The sequence below is a fragment of the Grimontia hollisae CIP 101886 genome (assembly GCF_000176515.1).
Classification (GTDB): domain Bacteria; phylum Pseudomonadota; class Gammaproteobacteria; order Enterobacterales; family Vibrionaceae; genus Enterovibrio; species Enterovibrio hollisae.
The window spans coordinates 80,988-103,654 of sequence record NZ_ADAQ01000006.1; the positions used below are offsets into that span (position 1 = coordinate 80,988).

Here is a 22,667-nt window from a genome sequence, read left to right on the forward strand (position 1 = left end):
CCTTGTCCTTTGTTGGCCAATTGGCGCGCTGAATAAGAAAAAAGCCAGTGTATCACTGGCTTCATATGCTATCACGCCCCAAGTTAGCCCTGGCTTTGCTCTTCACTTTCGCCGTTTTCATCATCGCGCGGCTTATAAAAACGCGAGAAGAAAAGACCGACCTCAAACAACAAGCACATGGGGATCGCCAACAGGGTTTGAGAAATGATATCAGGCGGTGTCAGCAGCATCCCCACCACAAACGCCGCCACAATGATATAAGGGCGTTTTTGGCGCAGATCATCAGGCTCTACCGCACCGGTCCAGGTCAGCAGCAGAATCGCCACCGGGATCTCAAACGCCAGGCCGAAGGCCATAAACAGTGCCAGGATGAAATCCAGGTAACTGGCAATGTCTGTGGCTATCTGCACATCAACCGGCGCAATTGAGGTGAAAAAGCCAAACACCAGCGGAAACACCACAAAGTAGGCAAATGCCACGCCACAGTAAAACAGCAGCGAGCTGGATGCCAACAACGGGAGGATCAGGCGCTTTTCATGCTTGTACAAGCCCGGTGCCACAAACGCCCAGACCTGATAAAGGATCATTGGCACGGCAATAAACACAGACACCACTAGTGTCAGCTTGATTGGCGTGAAGAAGGGCGACGCCACATCCGTTGCAATCATGCTGGTGCCTTCCGGCAGTTGGGAAACCAACGGCTCGGAGACAAAGGTGTAGATGTCATTGGCAAAATACACCAACCCCATGAACACCACCAGCACAGCCAGTAATGCACGGAGCAGGCGATCTCTCAGCTCAGTGAGATGGCTGATGAGTGGTTGGGTATCTTCAACAGATGACATAGTTTCTCGATAAAAACTGGAGCCCGGATACAACCTTACTCGGTTTTATCCTTGGTGGGGCTAGAAGCATTGGCAGTATCGGCAGTGTCACGCTGATTAGCACTTGAATAAGGGCGTTGCACATCCTCGGCTGCTTTTTTTAGCTCATCGACAGACTGTTGCAGATCCGGCGACAGGTTTTTCATGCCCATCTGCTCGGCTTTTTTCAGGTTTTCCTGTAGCTCCTGGATTTTGAGCTCCTGTTCGAGCTCATCACGCACAGAGCCAGCCATCCGGCGAGCGGCACCTACCCAGCGGGAGACATTGCGGATAGCCACAGGTAAACGTTCAGGGCCGAGCACCACCAGACCGACAACGGCGATCAGGATCAGCTCCCAAAAACCGATATCAAACACGGATTATGCCTGCTCTTTATCTTTCGCTTCGCTTTTTTGCGCAGTGTTAGTGCTTTTCTCTTCCAGTTTTTCCTGGCCGAAGTCAGCGTCTTTCTTGTCGTCCTTATCATCGTCAGACATGGCTTTTTTGAAGCCTTTGATGGCCGATCCCAAGTCACCGCCAATGTTACGAAGTTTCTTGGTTCCGAACAGAAGAATAACGATAACGGCAATGATAAGCAGTTGCCAAATACTAATACCACCCATGCTAATGATACCTCTGCGTTATGTGGTGAATAAACAAGCCAACGGATTCTATTTGCTCAATGTTACAGTTTGTTTGCTGCAATTTACTTGTTAAATGCGCGCCAGGCAAATAACCAGCTAAACAACGCGGTTACACCTGTGATCTGAGGCAAAACCTCGACCTGGTTACTGTAAAGTATGGCAGATGTCACCAGCAATGTAGCACCGATCCCCATCAGGAAACGGGCTCGATTTTGTTGCTTACGTGCCTGCATGAACTCCCGGTACATGGCATCCATACGCTGGTTGATCTGACGCCCTTGCTTCAGGCTATCGTACACCAACTCTGGCAGTTCCGGCAGTTTCTCTGCCCAGAATGGCGCTTTTTCTTTGATCGCGTTAATCACCGCCTGCGGCCCAACCTGACGCGACATCCAGTCTTCAAGGAATGGTTTGGCGGTATCCCATAAATCCAGTTGCGGATAAAGCTGGCGACCCAACCCTTCCACGTAAAGCAGTGTTTTTTGCAACAGCACCAGTTGTGGCTGCACTTCCATATTAAAACGTCGTGCCGTGTTAAACAGGTTCAGCAACACATGACCAAAGGAAATTTCACACAGCGGCTTTTCAAAAATGGGTTCACAGACAGTGCGGATGGCAAACTCAAACTCATCAACATTGGTGTCATGCGGCACCCAGCCAGAATCGACATGCAGTTCTGCTACTTTACGGTAATCACGGTTAAAGAAGGCGAGGAAGTTTTCCGCCAGATAACGCTTATCTTCGCGGTTCAATGTGCCGACAATGCCGCAATCAAGACCTATCCACTGCGGGTCTTTCGGGTGATCGTAGGAGACAAACACATTGCCAGGGTGCATGTCGGCATGGAAGAAGCTGTCGCGGAACACTTGGGTGAAAAACACCTGCACACCCCGTTCCGCCAGCAGTTTTAGATCAGTACCGTTGGCTTTTAACCCTTCAATGTCAGAAACCTGAATACCATAGATACGTTCAGACACCATCAGTGACTGACGGCAATAATCGCTGAACACTTCCGGCACATAGAGAATGTGGTCGTTTTCGAAGTTGCGGCGAAGCTGGATGGCATTAGCCGCTTCGCGCATCAAATCCAACTCATCGAGCAGGGTTTTCTCATATTCACGCACCACTTCGACCGGCTTGAGACGTCTGGCTTCCGGCAGGAAGCGGGCGACAATACGCGCCATGCGGTACATGAGTTTGATGTCGGCCTGAATGACAGGAAGGATGTCAGGGCGGATAACTTTCAACACCACTTCCCGGCCGTTTTCTTTCAGTGTCGCGGTATGAACCTGGGCAATCGAGGCAGATGCCAGCGGGGTTTCACTAAAATTATCGAACCAGTTTTCCAGCGGACCGCCAAGGGCTTTTTCCATCTGTGCCTTGGCAAGCTTGCCATCAAACGGCTCGACCTGATCCTGCAACATAGCCAGTTGGTCCGCGATGGCCGGCGGGAACAGATCGCGGCGGGTCGACATCATCTGGCCAAACTTAATCCACACCGGTCCCAGTTCCTGTAGCGCCAGGCGCAGACGCTCACCCAGCGGTTTCTCAGGATGGCGGTTCTTCATCCAGAACAGCATTTTGCGCATCAGTTGTGGGCCGCGGGTAATCGGCTGGTCTGGTAGCAGTTCATCCAGCCCGTAACCAAGCTGGACCTGGGTGATTTTGTACAGGCGGCGGATTTCGCTCGGGGTCATACGTTCGCCACCTCAGCCAGTTTCTTCTCAATCGCATCAAGACGGGCAGATAAACGGGATGCCTGGCTTTGCACGTCATCGACCTGATCAGCAAAGTAGGCCACTTCCAGCGCTCCCGGTGCCAGTCGCCATTCTTCGACCACCAGCTCACCGACATAACGCTGGTTACGCTCAGTCATCTGCTTGAGAAACGCCAGCCCTTGCTGCGCACCCCGTACCAGGGTGTGAGCCACCACATCCCCAGTGTAATGGGAAAGCCATTCGGCAATGTCCGGGTTGAGGCCGTTCAGGAGGCTGGAAAATTGCTGCGCGACATCGATGTCGCCTTCCAGATGCAGTTTGTCCTGCTTGATCAGCCGGGTCAGGTTGGCCTTATCTTTAAGCAGCGGCGCAACCGATATTGCCAGCGCCAGATCGCAGTCAGCTTCACCTTCAAAATCCGCCAACACATCAATCTGCTGGCTGAACACAAACACCAGCTGTTTGTTAATATCGGTCAGGCGCACACGGAGCACGTTGCCTTTCAGCCTCGCCAAGCGTTTCTGGCTTTCCGCATCCTGTTTCAGCACCGTATTCAGGCTGGTTTCAACCACAGCGGTGACGAACGGGTCTAATGGCATCCCCTTCTCCCTCAGAACTTGTAGCCGCGGTGCAGGGCAACAATGCCACCGGTCAGGTTGAAATATTTGGTTTGCTCAAAACCGGCCTCTTCCATCATGCCTTTGAGGGTCTCCTGATCCGGGTGCATACGAATGGACTCTGCCAGGTAACGGTAGCTCTCACTGTCATTGGCAATGATTTCACCCATTTTTGGCAGCAGGTGGAACGAGTAGGCATCATAGACTTTTGACAGCGGCTCAATAATGGGCTTGGAGAATTCAAGAACCAGCAGGCGGCCACCCGGCTTCAGCACACGGTACATCGAGCGCAGTGCCTTGTCTTTGTCGGTGACATTGCGAAGGCCAAAACCGATGGTGATACAGTCGAAATAGTCATCAGGGAACGGCAGTTCTTCCGCATTGGCCTGCACGTAATTCACGTTGCCGACAATGCCCAGATCGCGCAGTTTATCGCGGCCCACGTTCAGCATCGAGTTGTTGATGTCAGCCAGTATCACCTGGCCTTTCTCTCCCACAATGCGGGAAAATTTGGCGGTCAGATCGCCGGTTCCCCCTGCGAGATCCAACACGCGCTGACCTGGACGCACGCCACTACAATCAACAGTAAAACGTTTCCAGATACGGTGAATACCCATCGACATCACATCGTTCATGATGTCGTACTTTGCCGCTACACTGTGGAAGACGTTGGCAACCATCCCGACCTTCTCATCTTTGGCGACCGTTTTGAAGCCAAAGTGGGTGGTATCCTGATCCGCGTCTTTCATCACGCCCTGTGTCATATCTGTCATTATTAACCCCTGAGTAACACCGGGCCGGAAAGAAGAAAACGCCCGATATTTTTGCGCTTAGTGTACTTTACATACTCAAACAACCACAAGAAACGCTTAATGCGTCAACTAACAACCAGGTCAATCCGTTGAGACGGGCAAGCCCACCACATCGTCATCCGGTTCATCACCCGATGCATCCCGTCCCAACATGGTGGGACTGATGTCGCGCTTCACCTCTACTCCCAGGGATTTAAAGCTCTCGACCTGACGCAAAATATTACCGCGGCCACTGGACAGTTTATTCACCGCATTCTGGTAGCTGTCAGACGCCTTATCCAGCGCAACCCCCATGGCTTCCATATCCGCAACAAACAACCGGATTTTGTCATACAGTTTGCCTGCCTTGTCGGCAATCAGCCGGGCATTCTGGTTTTGGTGCTCATAGCGCCACAGGTTGTTGATGGTGCGCAATGCCACCAGCAAGGTGGTCGGACTGACCAGCATGATATTGTGATCGAGCGCCTCACGGATCAGGGAAGGCTCGGCTTCAATGGCAATCTGGAACGCGGGCTCAACCGGAATAAACATCAGCACATAGTCGAGGCTCTGAATACCGTGCAGTTGGTGGTAATCCTTGCGCCCCAGGCCTCGGATATGGCTGCGGATCGCCGCAATGTGTTCGCGCAGGGCACCGTCTCTGTCCGCCAGGGAATCCGCGTGGAAGTAGCGCTCATACGCCACCAGTGCCATCTTGGCATCGATCACAACATCTTTCCCCTGCGGCAGGCGCACAATCACATCCGGTTGATAACGCTTGCCGTGCTCATTCTCCAGACTGACCTGGGTGTGGTATTCATGCCCTTCGCGCAGACCGGATTCTTCCAGCACGCGGGCCAGCACCACTTCTCCCCAGTTGCCCTGTTGCTTGTTGTCCCCTTTCAGTGCCTGGGTCAGGTTGACAGCCTCACGGGTCATGGCTTCATTGAGCTGTTGCAGGTTTTTGATTTCATGCACCAGGGTGTGGCGCTCTTTGGCCTGCTCACCAAAGCTGTCGGTGACCTGTTTGCGAAACCCTTCCAGTTCATTTTTCAATGGGCCCAGCAAGGACTCAAGGCTCTGCCGGTTTTGCTCATCCACGGTGCGGGTTTTGTGGTCAAAGACTTTGTTGGCCAGTGCTTCAAACTGGATACGGAGACGCTCTTCAGCCCCTTCCAGCAGTTTAATTTTGGCTTCTGCCGCCTCGAGTTGTTCTTCAGTGCGGGCCTGCTGCTCACGCAGGGTTAACGCCAGCGCGGCGTTGGCTTCACGCAGGTGCTCAACCGTTGCAGCCAGATCGGCTTTCTCGGCACGCAGGGTTTCCATCTGGCGCAGTTTTTCTGCGGCGGCAGCAAGTTTGCCGTATTGGGTGCGAAGCTCTGAACTGAGGCGATCACGCTCCAGATCCATGCCATCTAACTCATCCTGCAACGACTGGTTTTGATGTTTCAGCCGGGCAATCTCTGCCTGGCTCAACCTGTCATCCGCGTCCCGTTGTTGCTGGTAAAGCTCGCGCTGGTTGCGCTGTGCCATGCGGTAATACACCCCGCCCAGTAGCGCGGTAAAACCTGCACCGGCGCCTGCCGCCACCCATACCAGACTGTCTGAAAACAGCGCTTCAAGCTGCATGCTGTTTACCTTTTATATCAATGATCTCGTTGCCTCTCAGGCTAAATAGATACTGGATAAATGTCCAGCTTTTCTATTGCACAGAAATTGCTCTAGACTGCCGGATTCTTTCCCTCTTTTGGACTCGTATTTTTCTATGAATGACCGCCTTGCGATAGGCTACGGATTGGCTGCGGTGCTGCTTTGGTCAACCGTCGCGACGGCTTTTAAAATCACCCTGAGCTACATGACACCTATCCAGATGCTGGCTGCTGCGAGCGTGGTGTCAGCAATTTCCCTGGCCGCTGTCGCGGGTTTTCAGGGCAAACTGCACCTGCTGGCCTCCACTTTTGCCAAAAGGCCACTGTATTACCTGCTGCTCGGTCTGATTAACCCACTGGTTTATTATCTGGTGCTGTTTAAAGCCTATGACTTGCTCCCTGCCTCCCTTGCGCAACCACTCAATTACAGCTGGGCGATCACTCTGACACTGATGGCGGCACTGTTTCTGGGGCAGAAAATTCGTAAGCAGGACTGGGTTGCCGCGACACTGGGCTATGCTGGCGTGGTAGTGATTGCCACCAAAGGGAATATTCTCGGGTTGCAGTTTGACAGTCCTTTGGGCGTGGGTCTGGCATTGCTCTCCACGGTGTTGTGGGCAGGGTACTGGATTTTGAACGCAAGAAACCAAGCCGATCCGATCATCGGATTACTGCTTGGTTTTCTTCTCTCTTTACCATTTTCTGTCGGGCTTAGCCTTTGCACCAGCGAGTGGAGCGGTATTCCCTGGCAGGGCTGGGCGGCGGCGACTTATGTGGGCCTGTTTGAAATGGGCATCACCTTTGTGCTTTGGCTTAATGCCATGAAACTTGCCACGAACACCGCCAAAATCAGTAACCTGATCTTTCTTTCACCGTTTATTTCGCTGATCTTACTGTCACACATCATTGGCGAACAGATTCATCCTACGACCTTAATCGGTTTAGTCATGATTGTGGCAGGTTTAGTGGTTCAGCAGTGGAAAGGGAAATAATACGGGTTAAACACAGCGCTGCGTAAGGTATTCGCGCAGCTCATCGACAGAAATCCCGTCGTTGGCCAACGCCTGCGCCAATTCACGAACGCGCTCACCACGGCGTTCTTCAATCACTTTATTAAATTGATGAACCAGCTCGCGAAGGCCACTGATGGGAACCTGCCGTGCAGCGCTTTTTACACGCTCTTCACTCATGCCACTCAATTCAGTGAGCAACTTACCAAACATCATTTTTTCTGGCGATTCATCTAACATTTCCAGATAACGCGCCAATTCGATTGTCGACATCGACATAATAGTTAACTGCCTGTGTATTTTTATTTATTTATTTACGAAGGCGTGTTTGGGTGCCCCGCAACCATGCGTACAGCCCAGACACGGGTTGATTTGAAAAATTCGCCCTTTAATTATACTTCCCAAGCCAAATAATCAACAAAAAATACCCGTTAATGAGCAATTAACGGGCAAATAGTTGGAATAACGGTTGTCGAGACCGTCGCGCTATACGCGTCTAATAATGTATTTAGAAAACGGTTTACACTTCAGCGGTATGCCAGCGCTTCCCTTTGGACGACCAAAGCAGCAAAAGACCCGGTGCAAGCAACAACATATGGAAAACCAACAGGTGTGGCTCGGACAGGCCTGCACGCTGGGTGAGGCTGACCAACACGCCGGAGCCACTCATCTGGAAAAGACCCAATAGTGCTGCGGCAGTGCCTGCACGCTGTCCAAACGGCTCCAGTGCTTTCCCGGCGGCCGAGCCCAAAACCCAGGCAAACCCAAATGAGGCGAAGAAAACCGGCACCATAAACGCCCAAGCCTGCTGGATACCGCTCAATCCCGCCATTAAAAGCCCTGCAAACACCAGCATCAACATACCGGCATTCAGGGTCTTGCGGCTGCCAATTTTATCCATCAACGTCGGGGTGGTCATAGATGCGGTGATATTCAGTGCCGCATTGACGCTGAACCACACAGTAAACTGCTCCATGGTCAGCCCCAGGCCGTTAATAAGGCGTACCGGTGCCGACGTGACGTAAGCAAGAATGACAGACATCGCGAGCATGCACAGCAATGCGTGGTACACAAATACCGGCTCTTTCAGCACCTGCCAATAACGGGACGGGCTCAGCAGTGGACCACTGCTGTCTGTGTCTGCCGGGCGAGTTTCACGGAACAGGGTTAAGACCAGCACCAGCGCCACCAGCGCGTACGCCATCATAAAGCTGAAGTTTGACCGCCAGCCAAACTGGGCGGTCAGCCACGCCCCAAGCAGCGGGGCCAATGCCGGAATAAAGCAGATAGCGCCATTCAGGTAGCTGATCATCTGGCCGCTTCGTTTACCGCCAAAGCTGTCACGCACGGCGGCAAAGGCACATACCGAGGTTGCACAGGCTCCGGCACCTTGCATCAAACGGGCCACCAGCAATGCATCCAGAGAAGTGGCCAGCCAGGCAAACGCCGAGCTCAGGCAGTAAATCACAATACCGCCAATGGCGACCGGACGGCGGCCAAAGCGGTCTGCCAGCGGCCCTGCCAGTACCTGGCCAAGACCCAGGCTCACCAGAAACCAGGAAATGGTGTCCTGTATACGGGTTGCTGACACATCAAATTCCGCCGCCATCGCAGGCATCGCCGGCAGATAAATATCAATCGCCAGCGGGCTAAACAGCACCAGCAGCACCATCAGTGCCACTAAACGACTGTCAGGTTTTAAAGAATGGGAAGACATACCGATCTCCTCGTTATTTGCCGCGCAGTCTAGTGGGATTTTGATATGAATGAAAATGGTTTATAGTCAGGTCAGACATTCCTGAAAGGAATAATACAAAATGAACCTCAGCCAATTACTCCGCTACGATCTCAGCCTGCTTATTTGCCTCCACGTCTTGCTGGAAGAGTGCAACGTCACCCGCACGGCACAGCGTCTGCACCTCAGCCAGTCTGCGGTCAGCAAAAACCTCGCCAAACTTCGCCATCAGTTTGGCGACCCCCTGTTTAACCGATCTTCACGGGGGCTCCACCCAACCCCGAAAGCCCTGTCACTCAAACCCGGGTTGAAAAACCTGCTGAGCCATATCGAAGGGCTGACGGTGTCAGACGATTTCAACCCCGCCACCAGCGACCGGCGCTTCCATTTCGCCTTGGTGGAAAGTGCCTATCCGCTGTTGCTTCCGCGTTTTTTAGGGGAAATCCTCGATGCAGCGCCTTCTATTACGCTGGATACCCAGGCCTGGAGCGGACAGACCTTTGATGCCCTTGCCCGCGGAGAGGTGGATTTCGGTATCACAGGGAAAGATCTCAACCCGGCGGATGCCATGCTGACCCTGATGCCGCCGAAAGGCATCATCTATGAAGAGTTGTATCAGGATGAGCAGCGGGTAATTGTGCGCAAAGACCATCCGGTAATAAGGAAAAAGTGGGATCTGGACACCTACCTGTCTCAGCGCCATGTGCAGGTGCGCTGTGATGGCAGCGATCGCTGGCTGCTGGATTACAAGCTTGCTGAACGCGGCATAGAAAGGGACATTGCCATGTATGTGCCCGATTTCAACAGTGCTGCCAGCCTATGTACCCATACCGATTTGGTGTTCACGGCGCCATCTCACTTTGCGGCGGCGGTCGCAAAGCAGCTTAATTTGCAGGTATTGCCACTGCCAACACCGCTTCCCCCCATGGCCTATACCCTGTTCTGGCACCAGAGCCAGCAGAGCGATCCCGGTCACTGCTGGTTGAGGCAGCTCATTATTTCGCGCTGTCGCCATATGACAGAAATTGCAGCGGCTGGTGAAAACAGATAGCTTAACCATTTAATCACTACACACGATCACCAAGAAGGACCAAGAATGCACGCCATTATTGCTGAGCGCGTCGAGGCATTGCGACGCTGGCTGGACGATCAGGCACTGGACGCGCTGATCATTCCTCATGAAGACGAGTTCCTTGGCGAATACGTTCCCAAGCACAATGAGCGTCTGCACTGGGCGACAGGGTTCACCGGTTCCGCGGGTGCAGCCGTGATCACCCGCAATAACGCCGCCGTATTTGTCGATGGGCGCTACACAGTACAGGTGCGCAAACAGGTTCCGGGCGACATTTTTGAATATCGCCACCTGATTGAAGAGCCTGCACTGAAATGGCTGCAGGATAACCTTCCAACAGGCAGCAAAGTCGCTGTAGACCCACGCCTTCACAGCGCCAACTGGCTGGCAACGGCAGAAAAACAGGTCGACGGTAAGTTAAGTCTGGTTTGCGTTGATGCCAACCCGGTAGACACAGCATGGCATGACCGCCCGACACCACAGCTTACTACCGCAAGACTGATGGATACCGGTATTGTTGGCCAAGGCAGCGAAGAGAAACGCCGCAAGATTGGGGCAGCAATCACTCAAGCTGGTGCAGACGCGGCTTTTCTCAGCCAGCTTGACAGTATCTGCTGGCTGCTCAATATCCGTGGTGGCGATGTGTCGCGCCTGCCTGTACTGCTGGCAAGCGCCCTGATTGACGCGCAGGGCGACGTGACCCTCTTTATCGACTCAACGCGCCTGCCAGAAGGGTTTGCTGCGCACGTCGGTGAAGGCGTCACTGTAAAGGCTCCGGAGTCACTGGAATCTGCCCTTGCGGCGTTGTCGGGCCAGACAGTGATGGTTGACCCACAAACCAGCAATGCCTGGGCAAGCCAGGTACTGAGCCAAAACGGTGCGGTTATCGTGCATGCCGCCGATCCCTGCATGTTGCCCAAAGCGGCCAAAAACGCGGTGGAGATTGCAGGCATGAAAGCCTGCCATGTGCGGGATGGCGTGGCAGTCAGCCGCTTCCTGGCATGGCTGGATAAAGACGTAGCCGCCGGCAACCTGCCGAATGAAGCAGAACTCGCAGACAAGCTCTACAGCTTCCGTGCACAGGACGAAACCCTGGTAGACCTCAGCTTCGATACTATCTCAGCAGCAGGTGGCAATGCAGCCATGTGCCACTACAACCACCAGAACCAGCCAGAGCCCGGCGAGCTTGCGCTGAACAATGTCTATCTGGTGGATTCTGGCGGCCAGTACCCGGACGGCACCACGGATATCACCCGTACCATCGCCATCGGTGACTGCCCTGATGACATCAAACGCGCCTTCACTCTGGTGCTGAAAGGCCATATTTCGCTGGCAACCGCCCGTTTCCCGAAAGGCACGGCAGGCAGCCAGCTGGACGCACTGGCGCGCCAGCACCTTTGGGCACACGGCTTTGATTATGACCACGGCACAGGCCACGGTGTCGGCCACTTCCTGAGCGTACACGAAGGGCCACAGCGGATTTCCAAAGCACCGAATACCATTGCTTTACTGCCGGGCATGGTGCTGTCCAACGAGCCGGGTTACTACCGTGCCGAGGCATTTGGTATCCGCATCGAAAACCTGGAACTGGTGGTAGAGGTGCCGACATCCGGCGATATGACAGTATTGGGCTTTGAATCCCTCACCCGCGCACCGATTGATCGCCGGCTGGTCGATGTCTCGCTCCTGACTGACAGCGAAATCGCCTGGTGGAACGACTACCACCAGAAGGTGTGGCAGGATGTCAGCCCATCGCTTGAAGGGGAAGACTTAGCATGGCTTGAGCAGGCAACCGTGCCACTTTCACGCTAACCAGACAGGAAAATCACAAGAGCGCCAACCGGCGCTCTTTGTTTATCCAGCCACTTTCTTCACCCCGAAAATCCCTTTTCCCAGTCTTTCCATACGACTTCAAACCCGGCAGATTTGACTGCATGAGCCACCTCTGACGCACTGCGCTCATCCGATACAGCAAACTGCTCCAATTCCGGCACATCATCCGCGTAGCCGCCCGGCTGGGTTTTCGAGGCGGCCGACATCGAGGTGATCCCAAGCGGCAGCACCTTGTCCCGAAACGCTGGTGATTCACGGGTAGACAGAGACAACTCAACGTCTGGATTCAGCAGCCTGTAAGCACAAATAAGCTGCACCAACTGCCTGTCGGTCATCACAGACTTTGGCTGTATGTTGTTGAGCGAAGCGCCGCCCTCGCAAGGACGAAGCCTGGGAAACGAAATGGAATAGCGGCTGCGCCAGTAAGTGCGCTCTAAATACCCGAGATGACTGGCGACAAAAAAACAGTCTATGCGCCAGTCATCAAGGCCAATCAGCGCCCCAATGCCAATTTTGTCGATGCCTGCCTGTGCCAGTCTGTCCGGCGTATCAAGCCGATAAGCAAAGTCAGTCTTGTTGCCGCGCAGGTGGTGCTCAGCGTAAGTCGAACGGTTGTAGGTTTCCTGATACACCATTACCGCATCCAGCCCCAGCCCTTTGAGTTCCAAGTATTCCTCTTGCTGCAACGGCTGTACTTCCATCGCCAGGTAGCTGAAGTGCTGCTTGATCGCGGGCAACGCCTGCCGGAAATAATCCATGCCCACTTTGGTCTGGTGCTCGCCTGTCACCAGCAGAATACTGTCAAAGTTCATGGTCTTAATGGCCAGGCATTCACGCTCAATATCCTTGAGGGACAATGTGCGGCGTTTGATGCGGTTTTCCATTGAAAAGCCACAGTAAGTACAGGCATTGGCACAAAGATTCGACAGGTAGAGCGGTACATAAAAGTTCACCGTGTAACCAAAGCGGCGGCGGGTCAGCACTGCCGCCTGCTGCGCCATGGTTTCAAGGAAGGGCTCTGCTGCCGGAGAGATCAACGCCTTGAAGTCCTCCAAATCCCGTTTCGGTTTCGCCAGCGCTTTTCTGACATCCGCCGCTGTCTTGGTGTAAATTGACAGGCGGATATCACCCCAGTTCATTGATGCCCATTGGTGGGAAAATGTCATCGCAGCCCCCTCTCAGCCAAGATCATCAAGAAACGCGGTTAACGGGCTGGATGCGACGGCATGCTGCACTTTCCCGGCAAGTCCCGCTTCATAGGCCATTCGGCCTGACTCAACCGCCAGCCTGAACGCCCGCGCCATCGCAACCGGATCTGCAGCGGCAGCAATGGCGGTATTGACCAGCACCGCATCAGCCCCTTTTTCCATCGCTTCCGCGGCGTGAGAAGGTGCGCCTATACCGGCATCCACTATCACCGGCACTCTGGCCTGATCGATGATGATGTCGAGAAAATCCCGTGAAGCCAGCCCCTTGTTGCTGCCAATCGGCGCGCCTAATGGCATCACAGCCGCACAACCCACTTCTTCAAGGTGCTTACACAGCACAGGATCGGCATGGCAATACGGCAGGACGATAAACCCTTCCCTCACCAATTGCTCAGCCGCTTTAAGAGTTTCAATCGGATCCGGCATCAGATATTTGGGGTCAGGATGAATTTCCAGTTTGAGCCAGTTTGTTCCCAGCGCTTCCCGCGCCAGGCGGGCAGCAAACACCGCTTCTTTGGCGGTTTTGGCACCAGATGTATTTGGCAATAAGTTGATACCGGAAGCAATGAGCGGCGCAAGGATATCATCCTCACGGTTTTGGATATCTACCCGCTTGAGCGCCATGGTAACGAGCTCTGAGCCACTTGCCGCGATGCTTTGTGCCATGACTGCTGTACCGGAGAATTTTCCGGTCCCGGTAAACAGGCGGGAGGAAAAGGCCTTATCTGCAATCTTTAACATGGTTACCCTCCGGCAATAGCCTGAAACAGCGCTATCTGAATACCCTCTGTCAGTGGCGTTTGCTGCCACTGGCTACGGGGAACAATGTTGCCAGCAACTGACATCGCCAGTGACTGCTCAGGGAGTGAAAGTTCATGAACCAGTGCCAACAGGTTATCGGCGGCCACAGGGGTATACGACTGATCATTAAGCCAAATCTGCATTGGCTGCCTCCTTGGTTTCCGTCTTTCCGGGATGACAAACCGGACACCGGGTATCTTTTGGGATCGACATCGAGCGCAGCGTCAGGGACTTGCCATCAAAGTGAGTAAATTGTGAGCGTAACGTGGATTCACCGAGTAACTGTTTCAGTGCTTCCAGAGCCTGGAGGTTGCCGATGACTCCCACAACAGGCCCAGCGACGCCCGCACTCTGACAGTTGCGGATGTCAGGGTCGTCATTTGATGGAAACAGGCAGTGATAGCAAGGTGTTCCCGGTTGGGAGAAATCGAACACCATCAGTTGTCCCTCCCAACCGATGGCTGCCCCGGCGATAAGCGGCTTACCCGCAATGACGCAGGCGGCGTTTACCGCCTGCCGTGTTGCCATGTTATCGCTGCAATCCAGCACCAGATCAGCAAGAGACACTTCCAGAGACAGCGCCGTATCACTGAGGCGACGGGTAACGGCCCGGCACTGGATACTTCCATTCAGTGCCCTGAGCTGGGATGCAAGCGCCTTGGCTTTGTGGCTCCCCAGATCCGTTTCTCGGTAGGCCACCTGCCGCGGCAGGTTAGAACGCTCCACACAATCATTGTCAGCCAACACCAGTTGCCCCAACCCGGCACCCGCCAGATAGAGACCGGCAGCTGTACCAAGCCCCCCACAGCCAACGATAAGCACTGTTGCCTTAGAAAGGCGAAGCTGCTTTGTTTCGTCCCATTCAGGCAGCATAAGCTGGCGACTATAGCGGTCAAACTCACTGTCTGACAGGTTAGCTTTCATGGAAGACGATCCGCTCATCTCTAGCCTCCTCTGTCAGTAGCTCTGAAAATGCCTGGAGCGTAGCCGCCAAGTCACAGGACTGGGTGACCGCCCGCACAACGGCAATCGCATCCACGCCGGTTTGCCAAACTTCTGGGGCTGTCGCGAGATCGATACCGCCAATCGCCACCGTCGGTATTTTTCCGGCGACCGTTGCCAAGTGCTTGGACAACTGCGCCACGCCCTGCGGCGGTGTTGGCATTTGTTTGGTGGGGGTTGGGAAGATATGACCGATCGCGAGATAGCTGGGCGCTAGCGACAAGGCCAACTCCAGCTCTTGCGCCGTCCGGGTGGACACACCAAGACGGATCCCGGCCCGGGCAATGGCATCCAGATCAGCCGTTTTTAGATCATCCTGCCCCAGATGGAGACCATACGCGCCAGCCTCTAACGCCTTTTCCCAATGATCATTGATAAACACTTGAGCCTGACAAAGGCGGCCGAAAGTCACGGCCTCGTTGATCATGGCATCAAGATCGGGGTGGTTGGGGTCTTTCACCCGAAGCTGAACTGTACGAACACCCAGCGCTAACAAGCGCTTGAGTAAGTCAATATCGTCGACCACAGGATAAAGGGGACCAAATTGTCCATCCAAGCGGGGAAAGGAATAAACAGGAGTCATACCGCACCCTTACGCTTTCTGGTGATAAAGTTCGCTGCCCCTAGCAAGGAACTCCGCCGATTTTTGCTTCATGCCTTCCAGTGGATCTTCCAGCATTTTTACTTCAATGCCTTCGCCTGACTCCAGACCTTTCGCATAGTCGCGGACTTCATGACTGATTTTCATGGAGCAGAATTTCGGGCCACACATTGAGCAGAAGTGCGCCACTTTACCAGACTCCTGTGGCAAGGTTTCATCATGGTAGGCACGGGCCGTATCCGGATCGAGGGCAAGGTTGAACTGATCTTCCCACCGGAATTCAAAGCGTGCTTTCGACAGCGCATTGTCGCGTACCTGCGCCCCCGGATGGCCTTTCGCTAAATCAGCAGCATGGGCGCACAGCTTGTAAGTGATCAGGCCGACTTTGACATCATCCTTGTTAGGCAGGCCAAGGTGCTCTTTGGGTGTCACATAGCAAAGCATGGCGCAACCAAACCAGCCAATCATCGCCGCACCAATGCCCGAGGTGATGTGGTCATAACCCGGTGCGATGTCGGTGGTCAGTGGGCCAAGTGTGTAGAAAGGTGCTTCATGGCAGTGCTTCAGTTGCTCTTCCATGTTCTCTTTGATCATGTGCATCGGCACGTGACCCGGCCCTTCAATCATCACCTGCACATCGTACTCCCAGGCAATCTTAGTCAGCTCACCTAAGGTGCGAAGTTCGGCGAACTGCGCTTCATCATTGGCGTCAGCAACTGAGCCCGGACGCAAACCATCGCCCAGCGACAATGCTACGTCGTACTTGGCGCAAATTTCACAGATCTCACGGAAGTGGGTATAGAGGAAGCTTTCCTGATGGTGCGCCAGACACCATTTAGCGATGATGGAGCCGCCTCGGGAGACAATGCCTGTCACGCGCTTGGCGGTCATGGGGACATATCGAAGTAGCACACCAGCATGGATAGTGAAGTAGTCAACGCCCTGCTCTGCCTGCTCAATCAGGGTATCCCGCATCACTTCCCAGTTCAGGTTTTCAGCAATGCCGTTTACCTTCTCAAGCGCCTGATACATAGGAACCGTACCAATTGGTACCGGGCTGTTCCGCAGGATCCATTCTCGGGTTTCATGAATGTTACGGCCTGTCGATAAATCCATTACCGTATCCGCACCCCATCGGGTCGACCAGACCAGCTTTTCGGTTTCCTCTTCGATGGAAGACGTCACTGAGGAGTTACCAATATTGGCATTCACTTTCACCAGAAAGTTGCGGCCAATGATCATTGGCTCTGATTCAGGATGGTTAATGTTAGAGGGAATAATCGCACGGCCTTCTGCCACTTCTTTTCGTACAAATTCTGGGGTGATTTCTTTTGGCAGGTTGGCACCAAAACTTTGCCCGGGGTGCTGGCGGTTCAGCTGTTCGTCAGCAAACTTCTGGCGCCCCATATTTTCACGAATAGCAATGTATTCCATTTCCGGCGTGATGATGCCCTTGCGTGCGTAATGCAGCTGGGTAACACGCTTCCCTTCTTTTGCCCGGCGCACGCGAGGCAGGTTACCGAACCGCAATTCGTCCAGTGTATTGTCGTCAAGGCGGGTTTTGGCAAATTCAGAAGTGACACTATCCAGCAGCTCCGTATCATCACGTTCTTCTATCCAGCGCTCTCGAAGCTTTGGCAGACCAGCATAAAGATCAATTTCATAATCAGGATCGGTATATACGCCAGACGTATCGTAGACACGAATGGGCTCATTAGGCTCAAGCAGAGGGTTGTCCTTCGTCCCACCGACCAGACTGTCGGCAAGGGAAATCTCGCGCATACCGACACGGATATCAGGCCTTGAGCCTGCAACATGGACTTTCCGGGAATTAGGGAAGGGTTGTACCGACAGGTTGTCGATAAACGCTTTCGCGTCATTTCTGGCTTGTTTACGGTTCGACATAGCATTACTCCAATGTGTGTGGGAATAAATGCTTGCCGGATTTGCTGAGCAAGAGGTTTGAGACGCAGATAAACAGCTGGTTTAACAACGAACTCGCACATATTTTCTCTTGTTCCCTTCGCAGGTATTAGCCTGATCAGGTTCAACGGATCCCGCTTACGCGGTCTCAGCCAAATGGCACTCCGACAAGTTACAGCGAACGAGTATAAAAAATGCGCATCAGATATACAATGCCACCAATGAGATTAAGCGCGCATTAAGAGTTGAAAGCCAGCCCAAGCAGCAGCAATACAAACCACAACGTTCAGGACAATATTAAGCCCCATTTTTAGCCATTCGCCCTGCTGAAGGAGAAGGACGTTATCCATAGAAAAGGTTGAGAAGGTGGTTAATGCCCCCAGAAAGCCGAAGCCAATCAGGTGACGCCAAGGACCTGAGGCGAATGCTTCCTGTTCCAATGCTGCGACTAATAGACCCATAATGAAGGATCCCACTACATTGACCGTCAACGTGCCATAAGGGAAACCTCGCCCTAACAGGACAATACTGAGCTCAGAGATCAGGTATCGCGAGCAGGCCCCTAAAGCTCCGCCTAGCGCAATGTAGAAAAGCAAAATAGCGTGATTCAAGATATTTAAACCGTATCAGCGAGAAAGTCAGACTGACATCATACGTGTTATAGGTTTTATACGCTAAAGCGACAGCAGGTATATCAACAATATGTTGAAAAGAGGAGAATTAATATCAAAAAAGCCCCAGCATTTCTGCTGAGGCTCGAAGATGGCAGGGGTGGAGGGATTCGAACCCCCAACACGCGGATTTGGAATCCGCTGCTCTGCCAATTGGAGCTACACCCCTATGTGCAAACCATTCTATCGATTCCCATTTAAATAGCCAGCATTGATTGGAGGAAGACAACTCAATTGGTCGCAATTTAAGCAAGCTTATAATTTCTCGGCAAGAGATCAGATCAAAAAAGAGAACGCGGGCGTACTACCGAAAACTGTTGTCATACAAAACAAATTAAGCATTAAGTCCGTTTGTCCACTTGACCTGCACTCTAAAGCTCAGAGTCATGTCACTTTGCTTTAGGATCTGGGCGATGATTAGTTAGTCAAGGCAACGCAAAAAGGCCATCCTTGCGGATGGCCTTCTCGTCGTACTTTTTGTCTTCACTTTCTTAAAAAGTGAAAGAAAATTAGAAGCCTGGCGATGTCCTACTCTCACATGGGGAGACCCCACACTACCATCGGCGCTGCTCTGTTTCACTTCTGAGTTCGGCATGGAGTCAGGTGGGTCCAAAGCGCTATGGTCGCCAAGCAAATTCTGTATCGGGGTTCTCGGTCCTAGGTGACTAGGCCCTGGGAACGCCCATTAAAATCTTGGAAAACTGACCGCGGTTGCTCTTCCTAGGTCCTAGCAACCGCTCTCTCTCTCTTTACACACTCTTTGTGTTCTTACTTGAGTCCGTCAAAACCCCTTGGGTGTTGTAGGGTTAAGCCTCACGGGCAATTAGTATCAGTTAGCTCAATGCCTCACAGCACTTACACACCTGACCTATCTACGTCGTCGTCTCCAACAACCCTTTAGAAGGCTTTTAGCCTTAGGGAGAACTCATCTCGAGGCTCGCTTCCCGCTTAGATGCTTTCAGCGGTTATCAATTCCGAACTTAGCTACCGGGCAATGCCACTGGCGTGACAACCCGAACACCAGAGGTTCGTCCACTCCGGTCCTCTCGTACTAGGAGCAGCCCCTCTCAATTCTCCAACGCCCACGGCAGATAGGGACCGAACTGTCTCACGACGTTCTAAACCCAGCTCGCGTACCACTTTAAATGGCGAACAGCCATACCCTTGGGACCGACTTCAGCCCCAGGATGTGATGAGCCGACATCGAGGTGCCAAACACCGCCGTCGATATGAACTCTTGGGCGGTATCAGCCTGTTATCCCCGGAGTACCTTTTATCCGTTGAGCGATGGCCCTTCCATTCAGAACCACCGGATCACTATGACCTGCTTTCGCACCTGCTCGAACCGTCATTCTCGCAGTCAAGCGGGCTTTTGCCATTGCACTAACCTCACGATGTCCGACCGTGATTAGCCCACCTTCGTGCTCCTCCGTTACGCTTTGGGAGGAGACCGCCCCAGTCAAACTACCCACCAGACACTGTCCTCACCCCAGATTATGGGGCCAAGTTAGAACATCAAACATACAAGGGTGGTATTTCAAGGATGGCTCCACGGCAACTGGCGTCACCGCTTCCAAGCCTCCCACCTATCCTACACATGTAGGCTCAATGTTCAGTGCCAAGCTGTAGTAAAGGTTCACGGGGTCTTTCCGTCTAGCCGCGGGTACACAGCATCTTCACTGCGATTTCAATTTCACTGAGTCTCGGGTGGAGACAGCGTGGCCATCATTACGCCATTCGTGCAGGTCGGAACTTACCCGACAAGGAATTTCGCTACCTTAGGACCGTTATAGTTACGGCCGCCGTTTACTGGGGCTTCGATCAAGAGCTTCTCCCTAAGGATAACCCCATCAATTAACCTTCCAGCACCGGGCAGGCGTCACACCGTATACGTCCTCTTTCGAGTTTGCACAGTGCTATGTTTTTAATAAACAGTTGCAGCCACCTGGTATCTGCGACTGCCCATAGCTCCATCCGCCAGGGACTTCACCGCGGGCAGCGTACCTTCTCCCGAAGTTACGGTACCATTTTGCCTAGTTCCTTCACCCGAGTTCTCTCAAGCGCCTTGGTATTCTCTACCCGACCACCTGTGTCGGTTTGGGGTACGGTTACTGATAACCTGAAGCTTAGAGGCTTTTCCCGGAAGCAGGGCATCAATGACTTCAACACCGTGGTGTCTCGACATCGTGTCTCAGTATATAGCGAGCCGGATTTGCCTAACTCACCTACCTACGCACTTGAACCAGGACAACCGTCGCCTGGCCCACCTAGCCTTCTCCGTCCCCCCATCGCAGTTATCAGCAGTACGGGAATATTAACCCGTTTCCCATCGACTACGCCTTTCGGCCTCGCCTTAGGGGCCGACTTACCCTGCCCCGATTAACGTTGGACAGGAACCCTTGGTCTTCCGGCGAGGAGGTTTTTCACCCCCTTTATCGTTACTCATGTCAGCATTCGCACTTCTGATACCTCCAGCATGCCTTACAGCACACCTTCTACGGCTTACAGAACGCTCCCCTACCCAATGTGATAAATCACACTGCCGCAGCTTCGGTGTATCGCTTAGCCCCGTTACATCTTCCGCGCAGGCCGACTCGACCAGTGAGCTATTACGCTTTCTTTAAATGATGGCTGCTTCTAAGCCAACATCCTGGCTGTCTGAGCCTTCCCACATCGTTTCCCACTTAGCGATAACTTGGGGACCTTAGCTGGCGGTCTGGGTTGTTTCCCTCTCCACGACGGACGTTAGCACCCGCCGTGTGTCTCCCGGATACTACTTACTGGTATTCGGAGTTTGCAAAGGGTTGGTAAGTCGGGATGACCCCCTAGCCTTAACAGTGCTCTACCCCCAGTAGTATTCGTCCGAGGCGCTACCTAAATAGCTTTCGGGGAGAACCAGCTATCTCCGGGTTTGATTGGCCTTTCACCCCTAGCCACAAGTCATCCGCTAATTTTTCAACATTAGTCGGTTCGGTCCTCCAATTGATGTTACTCAATCTTCAACCTGCCCATGGCTAGATCACCCGGTTTCGGGTCTACGTCATGCAACTACATCGCCCAGTTAAGACTCGGTTTCCCTACGGCTCCCCTATACGGTTAACCTTGCTACATAACGTAAGTCGCTGACCCATTATACAAAAGGTACGCAGTCACCCTATCCCAAAGCACTCAAGCCTACTGCTTGATTTTTGAGGTTTGTCGTTGCAAACAACGCAACGACAACAGTGTGAATTCACTTCACGCTGTCACCTTCATGCTCGGATAAGCACTTTGGTGATAGGGCTCCCACTGCTTGTACGTACACGGTTTCAGGTTCTATTTCACTCCCCTCACAGGGGTTCTTTTCGCCTTTCCCTCACGGTACTGGTTCACTATCGGTCAGTCAGGAGTATTTAGCCTTGGAGGATGGTCCCCCCATCTTCAGACAAGATAACACGTGTCCCGTCTTACTCGTTTTCACTCACTGTGCGTTGTCGTGTACGGGGCTATCACCCTGTATCGCGCCACTTTCCAGTGGCTTCCACTAACTCACAATCAGCTTAAGGGCTGGTCCGGGGTCGCTCGCCGCTACTGCCGGAATCTCAATTGATTTCTTTTCCTTCGGGTACTTAGATGTTTCAGTTCCCCGAGTTCGCCTCATTAACCTATGGATTCAGTTAATGATACTTACTTATGTAAGTGGGTTTCCCCATTCGGAAATCCCAGACTCAAGTGGCTGTTACTGCCTTATCTGGGCTTATCGCAAGTTACTACGTCCTTCTTCGCCTCTGACTGCCTAGGCATCCACCGTGTACGCTTAGTCACTTAACCCTACAACCCCAAGAGGTTTCGTAGGTTCAAACAACCAAGGTGTTCATTTACATGAACGATTTCGCCGGACTCAAATTCCAAGAACACATGAATGTGTTTGGTGTTAACTCTTAAGAGTTAACCTTTGAGAACTTTTACAAACAATCTCTGCTTCCGTAGAAACAAAGTTGTTTAGTCAGCTTTCCAGATTGTTAAAGAGCATGTGATGTGTTCTGTCGAACAACCACTTTTTAAATATTCTCGTAAGAACACTTAAAGCGTGGTGGAGCTATGCGGGATCGAACCGCAGACCTCTTGAATGCAAATCAAGCGCTCTCCCAGCTGAGCTATAGCCCCACATCGATACTTAGTTTGTGACCAATTTCTTTTCAGGCAAGGCGTGGAAAGGCGACGTTTAGTTCACTAAACGAGTCTTTTCACAACGATGCATGAAGGAAAATTGGTGGGTCTGAGTGGACTTGAACCACCGACCTCACCCTTATCAGGGGTGCGCTCTAACCACCTGAGCTACAGACCCATTCTTGTGTCTTTGGTTTCAACCACCGACCTCATCCTCTTTTACCAAGAGATTGGGGTGCTAACCACCAAAGCAACAAACACATCTAAGTATGTTCTTTTTCTTTTTGACCGTAGCAATCTGTGTGGACACTCGCATTCATAGCATCAGTAAGGAGGTGATCCAGCCCCAGGTTCCCCTAGGGCTACCTTGTTACGACTTC

At 52.8% G+C, this 22,667-nt stretch carries 19 protein-coding genes, 3 tRNA genes, 3 rRNA genes and 1 riboswitch; of the genes, 3 read left to right on the forward strand and 22 right to left on the reverse strand.

Going from position 1 to position 22,667, the window contains the following annotated elements:
• Positions 1 to 83: 83 nt before the first annotated feature.
• The 7 genes from tatC to rmuC all read right to left on the reverse strand — a co-directional run bounded on the left by tatC (position 84) and on the right by rmuC (position 6,262).
• Complete coding sequence (gene tatC, locus VHA_RS01070; RefSeq protein WP_005500992.1) at positions 84 to 845, reverse strand: twin-arginine translocase subunit TatC; 762 nt, start codon at positions 843 to 845, stop codon at positions 84 to 86.
• A 35-nt stretch (positions 846 to 880) separates the two neighbouring features.
• Positions 881 to 1,240: a Sec-independent protein translocase protein TatB gene (tatB, locus tag VHA_RS01075; RefSeq protein WP_005500993.1), complete on the reverse strand. Its 360-nt coding sequence runs from the start codon at positions 1,238 to 1,240 to the stop codon at positions 881 to 883.
• Between the two features lie 3 nt (positions 1,241 to 1,243).
• Positions 1,244 to 1,486, reverse strand: a complete 243-nt coding sequence (gene tatA / locus VHA_RS01080; protein ID WP_005500994.1) for a Sec-independent protein translocase subunit TatA — start codon at positions 1,484 to 1,486, stop codon at positions 1,244 to 1,246.
• Between the two features lie 83 nt (positions 1,487 to 1,569).
• Positions 1,570 to 3,204, reverse strand: a complete 1,635-nt coding sequence (gene ubiB / locus VHA_RS01085; RefSeq protein WP_005500995.1) for a ubiquinone biosynthesis regulatory protein kinase UbiB — start codon at positions 3,202 to 3,204, stop codon at positions 1,570 to 1,572.
• Entirely contained in the window at positions 3,201 to 3,824 is a 624-nt protein-coding gene (locus VHA_RS01090) for a ubiquinone biosynthesis accessory factor UbiJ (RefSeq protein WP_005500996.1), read from the reverse strand. The genes ubiB and VHA_RS01090 overlap by 4 nt, the downstream gene beginning before the upstream one ends.
• Before the next feature lie 11 nt (positions 3,825 to 3,835).
• Complete coding sequence (gene ubiE, locus VHA_RS01095; RefSeq protein ID WP_005500997.1) at positions 3,836 to 4,615, reverse strand: bifunctional demethylmenaquinone methyltransferase/2-methoxy-6-polyprenyl-1,4-benzoquinol methylase UbiE; 780 nt, start codon at positions 4,613 to 4,615, stop codon at positions 3,836 to 3,838.
• 120 nt (positions 4,616 to 4,735) lie between these two features.
• Positions 4,736 to 6,262 (reverse strand): DNA recombination protein RmuC, encoded by a 1,527-nt coding sequence (gene rmuC, locus VHA_RS01100; protein ID WP_005500998.1) that lies wholly within the window; start codon positions 6,260 to 6,262, stop codon positions 4,736 to 4,738.
• 136 nt (positions 6,263 to 6,398) lie between these two features.
• Between rmuC and VHA_RS01105 the strand changes: the two genes are divergently transcribed.
• Positions 6,399 to 7,274 carry a DMT family transporter gene (locus tag VHA_RS01105; protein ID WP_005501000.1) on the forward strand — a complete coding sequence of 292 codons (876 nt, stop codon included), beginning with the start codon at positions 6,399 to 6,401 and terminating at the stop codon, positions 7,272 to 7,274.
• Between the two features lie 6 nt (positions 7,275 to 7,280).
• On the opposite strand, the gene tsrA is transcribed toward VHA_RS01105, so the two are convergent.
• Together tsrA and VHA_RS01115 are read right to left on the reverse strand one after the other, a co-directional pair.
• Positions 7,281 to 7,571, reverse strand: a complete 291-nt coding sequence (gene tsrA, locus VHA_RS01110) for an H-NS-like global regulator TsrA (RefSeq protein WP_005501002.1) — start codon at positions 7,569 to 7,571, stop codon at positions 7,281 to 7,283.
• A 241-nt stretch (positions 7,572 to 7,812) separates the two neighbouring features.
• Positions 7,813 to 9,009, reverse strand: coding sequence for a multidrug effflux MFS transporter (locus VHA_RS01115; protein ID WP_005501003.1), 1,197 nt, complete (start codon positions 9,007 to 9,009; stop codon positions 7,813 to 7,815).
• 100 nt (positions 9,010 to 9,109) lie between these two features.
• Between VHA_RS01115 and VHA_RS01120 the strand changes: the two genes are divergently transcribed.
• Together VHA_RS01120 and VHA_RS01125 are read left to right on the forward strand one after the other, a co-directional pair.
• Positions 9,110 to 10,078: a LysR substrate-binding domain-containing protein gene (locus tag VHA_RS01120; RefSeq protein ID WP_005501016.1), complete on the forward strand. Its 969-nt coding sequence runs from the start codon at positions 9,110 to 9,112 to the stop codon at positions 10,076 to 10,078.
• Between the two features lie 45 nt (positions 10,079 to 10,123).
• Entirely contained in the window at positions 10,124 to 11,911 is a 1,788-nt protein-coding gene (locus VHA_RS01125; protein WP_005501017.1) for an aminopeptidase P family protein, read from the forward strand.
• A gap of 59 nt (positions 11,912 to 11,970) precedes the next feature.
• On the opposite strand, the gene thiH is transcribed toward VHA_RS01125, so the two are convergent.
• The 13 genes from thiH to VHA_RS18980 form a co-directional block, all read right to left on the reverse strand.
• On the reverse strand, positions 11,971 to 13,098 hold the full coding sequence (thiH, locus tag VHA_RS01130) for a 2-iminoacetate synthase ThiH (protein WP_005501018.1): 1,128 nt from the start codon (positions 13,096 to 13,098) through the stop codon (positions 11,971 to 11,973).
• Positions 13,099 to 13,110: 12 nt separating this feature from the next.
• On the reverse strand, positions 13,111 to 13,881 hold the full coding sequence (locus VHA_RS01135) for a thiazole synthase (RefSeq protein ID WP_005501019.1): 771 nt from the start codon (positions 13,879 to 13,881) through the stop codon (positions 13,111 to 13,113).
• Between the two features lie 2 nt (positions 13,882 to 13,883).
• Positions 13,884 to 14,084 (reverse strand): sulfur carrier protein ThiS, encoded by a 201-nt coding sequence (gene thiS / locus VHA_RS01140; RefSeq protein ID WP_005501021.1) that lies wholly within the window; start codon positions 14,082 to 14,084, stop codon positions 13,884 to 13,886.
• Complete coding sequence (locus VHA_RS01145) at positions 14,068 to 14,883, reverse strand: HesA/MoeB/ThiF family protein (RefSeq protein ID WP_005501023.1); 816 nt, start codon at positions 14,881 to 14,883, stop codon at positions 14,068 to 14,070. The genes thiS and VHA_RS01145 overlap by 17 nt, the downstream gene beginning before the upstream one ends.
• Complete coding sequence (gene thiE, locus VHA_RS01150; RefSeq protein WP_005501025.1) at positions 14,855 to 15,526, reverse strand: thiamine phosphate synthase; 672 nt, start codon at positions 15,524 to 15,526, stop codon at positions 14,855 to 14,857. Before thiE ends, VHA_RS01145 begins: the two co-directional genes overlap by 29 nt.
• 9 nt (positions 15,527 to 15,535) lie before the next feature.
• Positions 15,536 to 17,449: a phosphomethylpyrimidine synthase ThiC gene (thiC, locus tag VHA_RS01155; RefSeq protein ID WP_005501027.1), complete on the reverse strand. Its 1,914-nt coding sequence runs from the start codon at positions 17,447 to 17,449 to the stop codon at positions 15,536 to 15,538.
• A gap of 96 nt (positions 17,450 to 17,545) precedes the next feature.
• Positions 17,546 to 17,644: riboswitch (TPP riboswitch) on the reverse strand.
• A gap of 50 nt (positions 17,645 to 17,694) precedes the next feature.
• Entirely contained in the window at positions 17,695 to 18,078 is a 384-nt protein-coding gene (crcB, locus tag VHA_RS01160; protein WP_040527945.1) for a fluoride efflux transporter CrcB, read from the reverse strand.
• Between the two features lie 152 nt (positions 18,079 to 18,230).
• Positions 18,231 to 18,307: transfer RNA gene (locus VHA_RS01165), tRNA-Trp, on the reverse strand.
• A gap of 346 nt (positions 18,308 to 18,653) precedes the next feature.
• Positions 18,654 to 18,769, reverse strand: a 5S ribosomal RNA gene (gene rrf, locus VHA_RS01170).
• A 171-nt stretch (positions 18,770 to 18,940) separates the two neighbouring features.
• Positions 18,941 to 21,948, reverse strand: a 23S ribosomal RNA gene (locus VHA_RS01175).
• A gap of 260 nt (positions 21,949 to 22,208) precedes the next feature.
• Positions 22,209 to 22,284: transfer RNA gene (locus VHA_RS01180), tRNA-Ala, on the reverse strand.
• A 104-nt stretch (positions 22,285 to 22,388) separates the two neighbouring features.
• Positions 22,389 to 22,465: transfer RNA gene (locus VHA_RS01185), tRNA-Ile, on the reverse strand.
• A 150-nt stretch (positions 22,466 to 22,615) separates the two neighbouring features.
• Positions 22,616 to 22,667: ribosomal RNA gene (locus VHA_RS18980) — 16S ribosomal RNA — on the reverse strand; the annotation flags it as partial.

Bases quoted from the DNA above. Each gene is read 5' to 3' on its own strand.
- thiE (WP_005501025.1), bottom strand. From the start codon at position 15,526: ATGACTCCTGTTTATTCCTTTCCCCGCTTGGATGGACAATTTGGTCCC.
- thiC (WP_005501027.1), bottom strand. From the start codon at position 17,449: ATGTCGAACCGTAAACAAGCCAGAAATGACGCGAAAGCGTTTATCGAC.
- VHA_RS01135 (WP_005501019.1), bottom strand. From the start codon at position 13,881: ATGTTAAAGATTGCAGATAAGGCCTTTTCCTCCCGCCTGTTTACCGGG.
- VHA_RS01105 (WP_005501000.1), top strand. From the start codon at position 6,399: ATGAATGACCGCCTTGCGATAGGCTACGGATTGGCTGCGGTGCTGCTT.
- ubiB (WP_005500995.1), bottom strand. From the start codon at position 3,204: ATGACCCCGAGCGAAATCCGCCGCCTGTACAAAATCACCCAGGTCCAG.
- ubiE (WP_005500997.1), bottom strand. From the start codon at position 4,615: ATGACAGATATGACACAGGGCGTGATGAAAGACGCGGATCAGGATACC.
- tatA (WP_005500994.1), bottom strand. From the start codon at position 1,486: ATGGGTGGTATTAGTATTTGGCAACTGCTTATCATTGCCGTTATCGTT.
- thiH (WP_005501018.1), bottom strand. From the start codon at position 13,098: ATGACATTTTCCCACCAATGGGCATCAATGAACTGGGGTGATATCCGC.
- VHA_RS01090 (WP_005500996.1), bottom strand. From the start codon at position 3,824: ATGCCATTAGACCCGTTCGTCACCGCTGTGGTTGAAACCAGCCTGAAT.
- VHA_RS01120 (WP_005501016.1), top strand. From the start codon at position 9,110: ATGAACCTCAGCCAATTACTCCGCTACGATCTCAGCCTGCTTATTTGC.
- thiS (WP_005501021.1), bottom strand. From the start codon at position 14,084: ATGCAGATTTGGCTTAATGATCAGTCGTATACCCCTGTGGCCGCCGAT.
- VHA_RS01125 (WP_005501017.1), top strand. From the start codon at position 10,124: ATGCACGCCATTATTGCTGAGCGCGTCGAGGCATTGCGACGCTGGCTG.
- rmuC (WP_005500998.1), bottom strand. From the start codon at position 6,262: ATGCAGCTTGAAGCGCTGTTTTCAGACAGTCTGGTATGGGTGGCGGCA.
- tsrA (WP_005501002.1), bottom strand. From the start codon at position 7,571: ATGTCGATGTCGACAATCGAATTGGCGCGTTATCTGGAAATGTTAGAT.
- VHA_RS01115 (WP_005501003.1), bottom strand. From the start codon at position 9,009: ATGTCTTCCCATTCTTTAAAACCTGACAGTCGTTTAGTGGCACTGATG.
- VHA_RS01145 (WP_005501023.1), bottom strand. From the start codon at position 14,883: ATGAGCGGATCGTCTTCCATGAAAGCTAACCTGTCAGACAGTGAGTTT.
- tatC (WP_005500992.1), bottom strand. From the start codon at position 845: ATGTCATCTGTTGAAGATACCCAACCACTCATCAGCCATCTCACTGAG.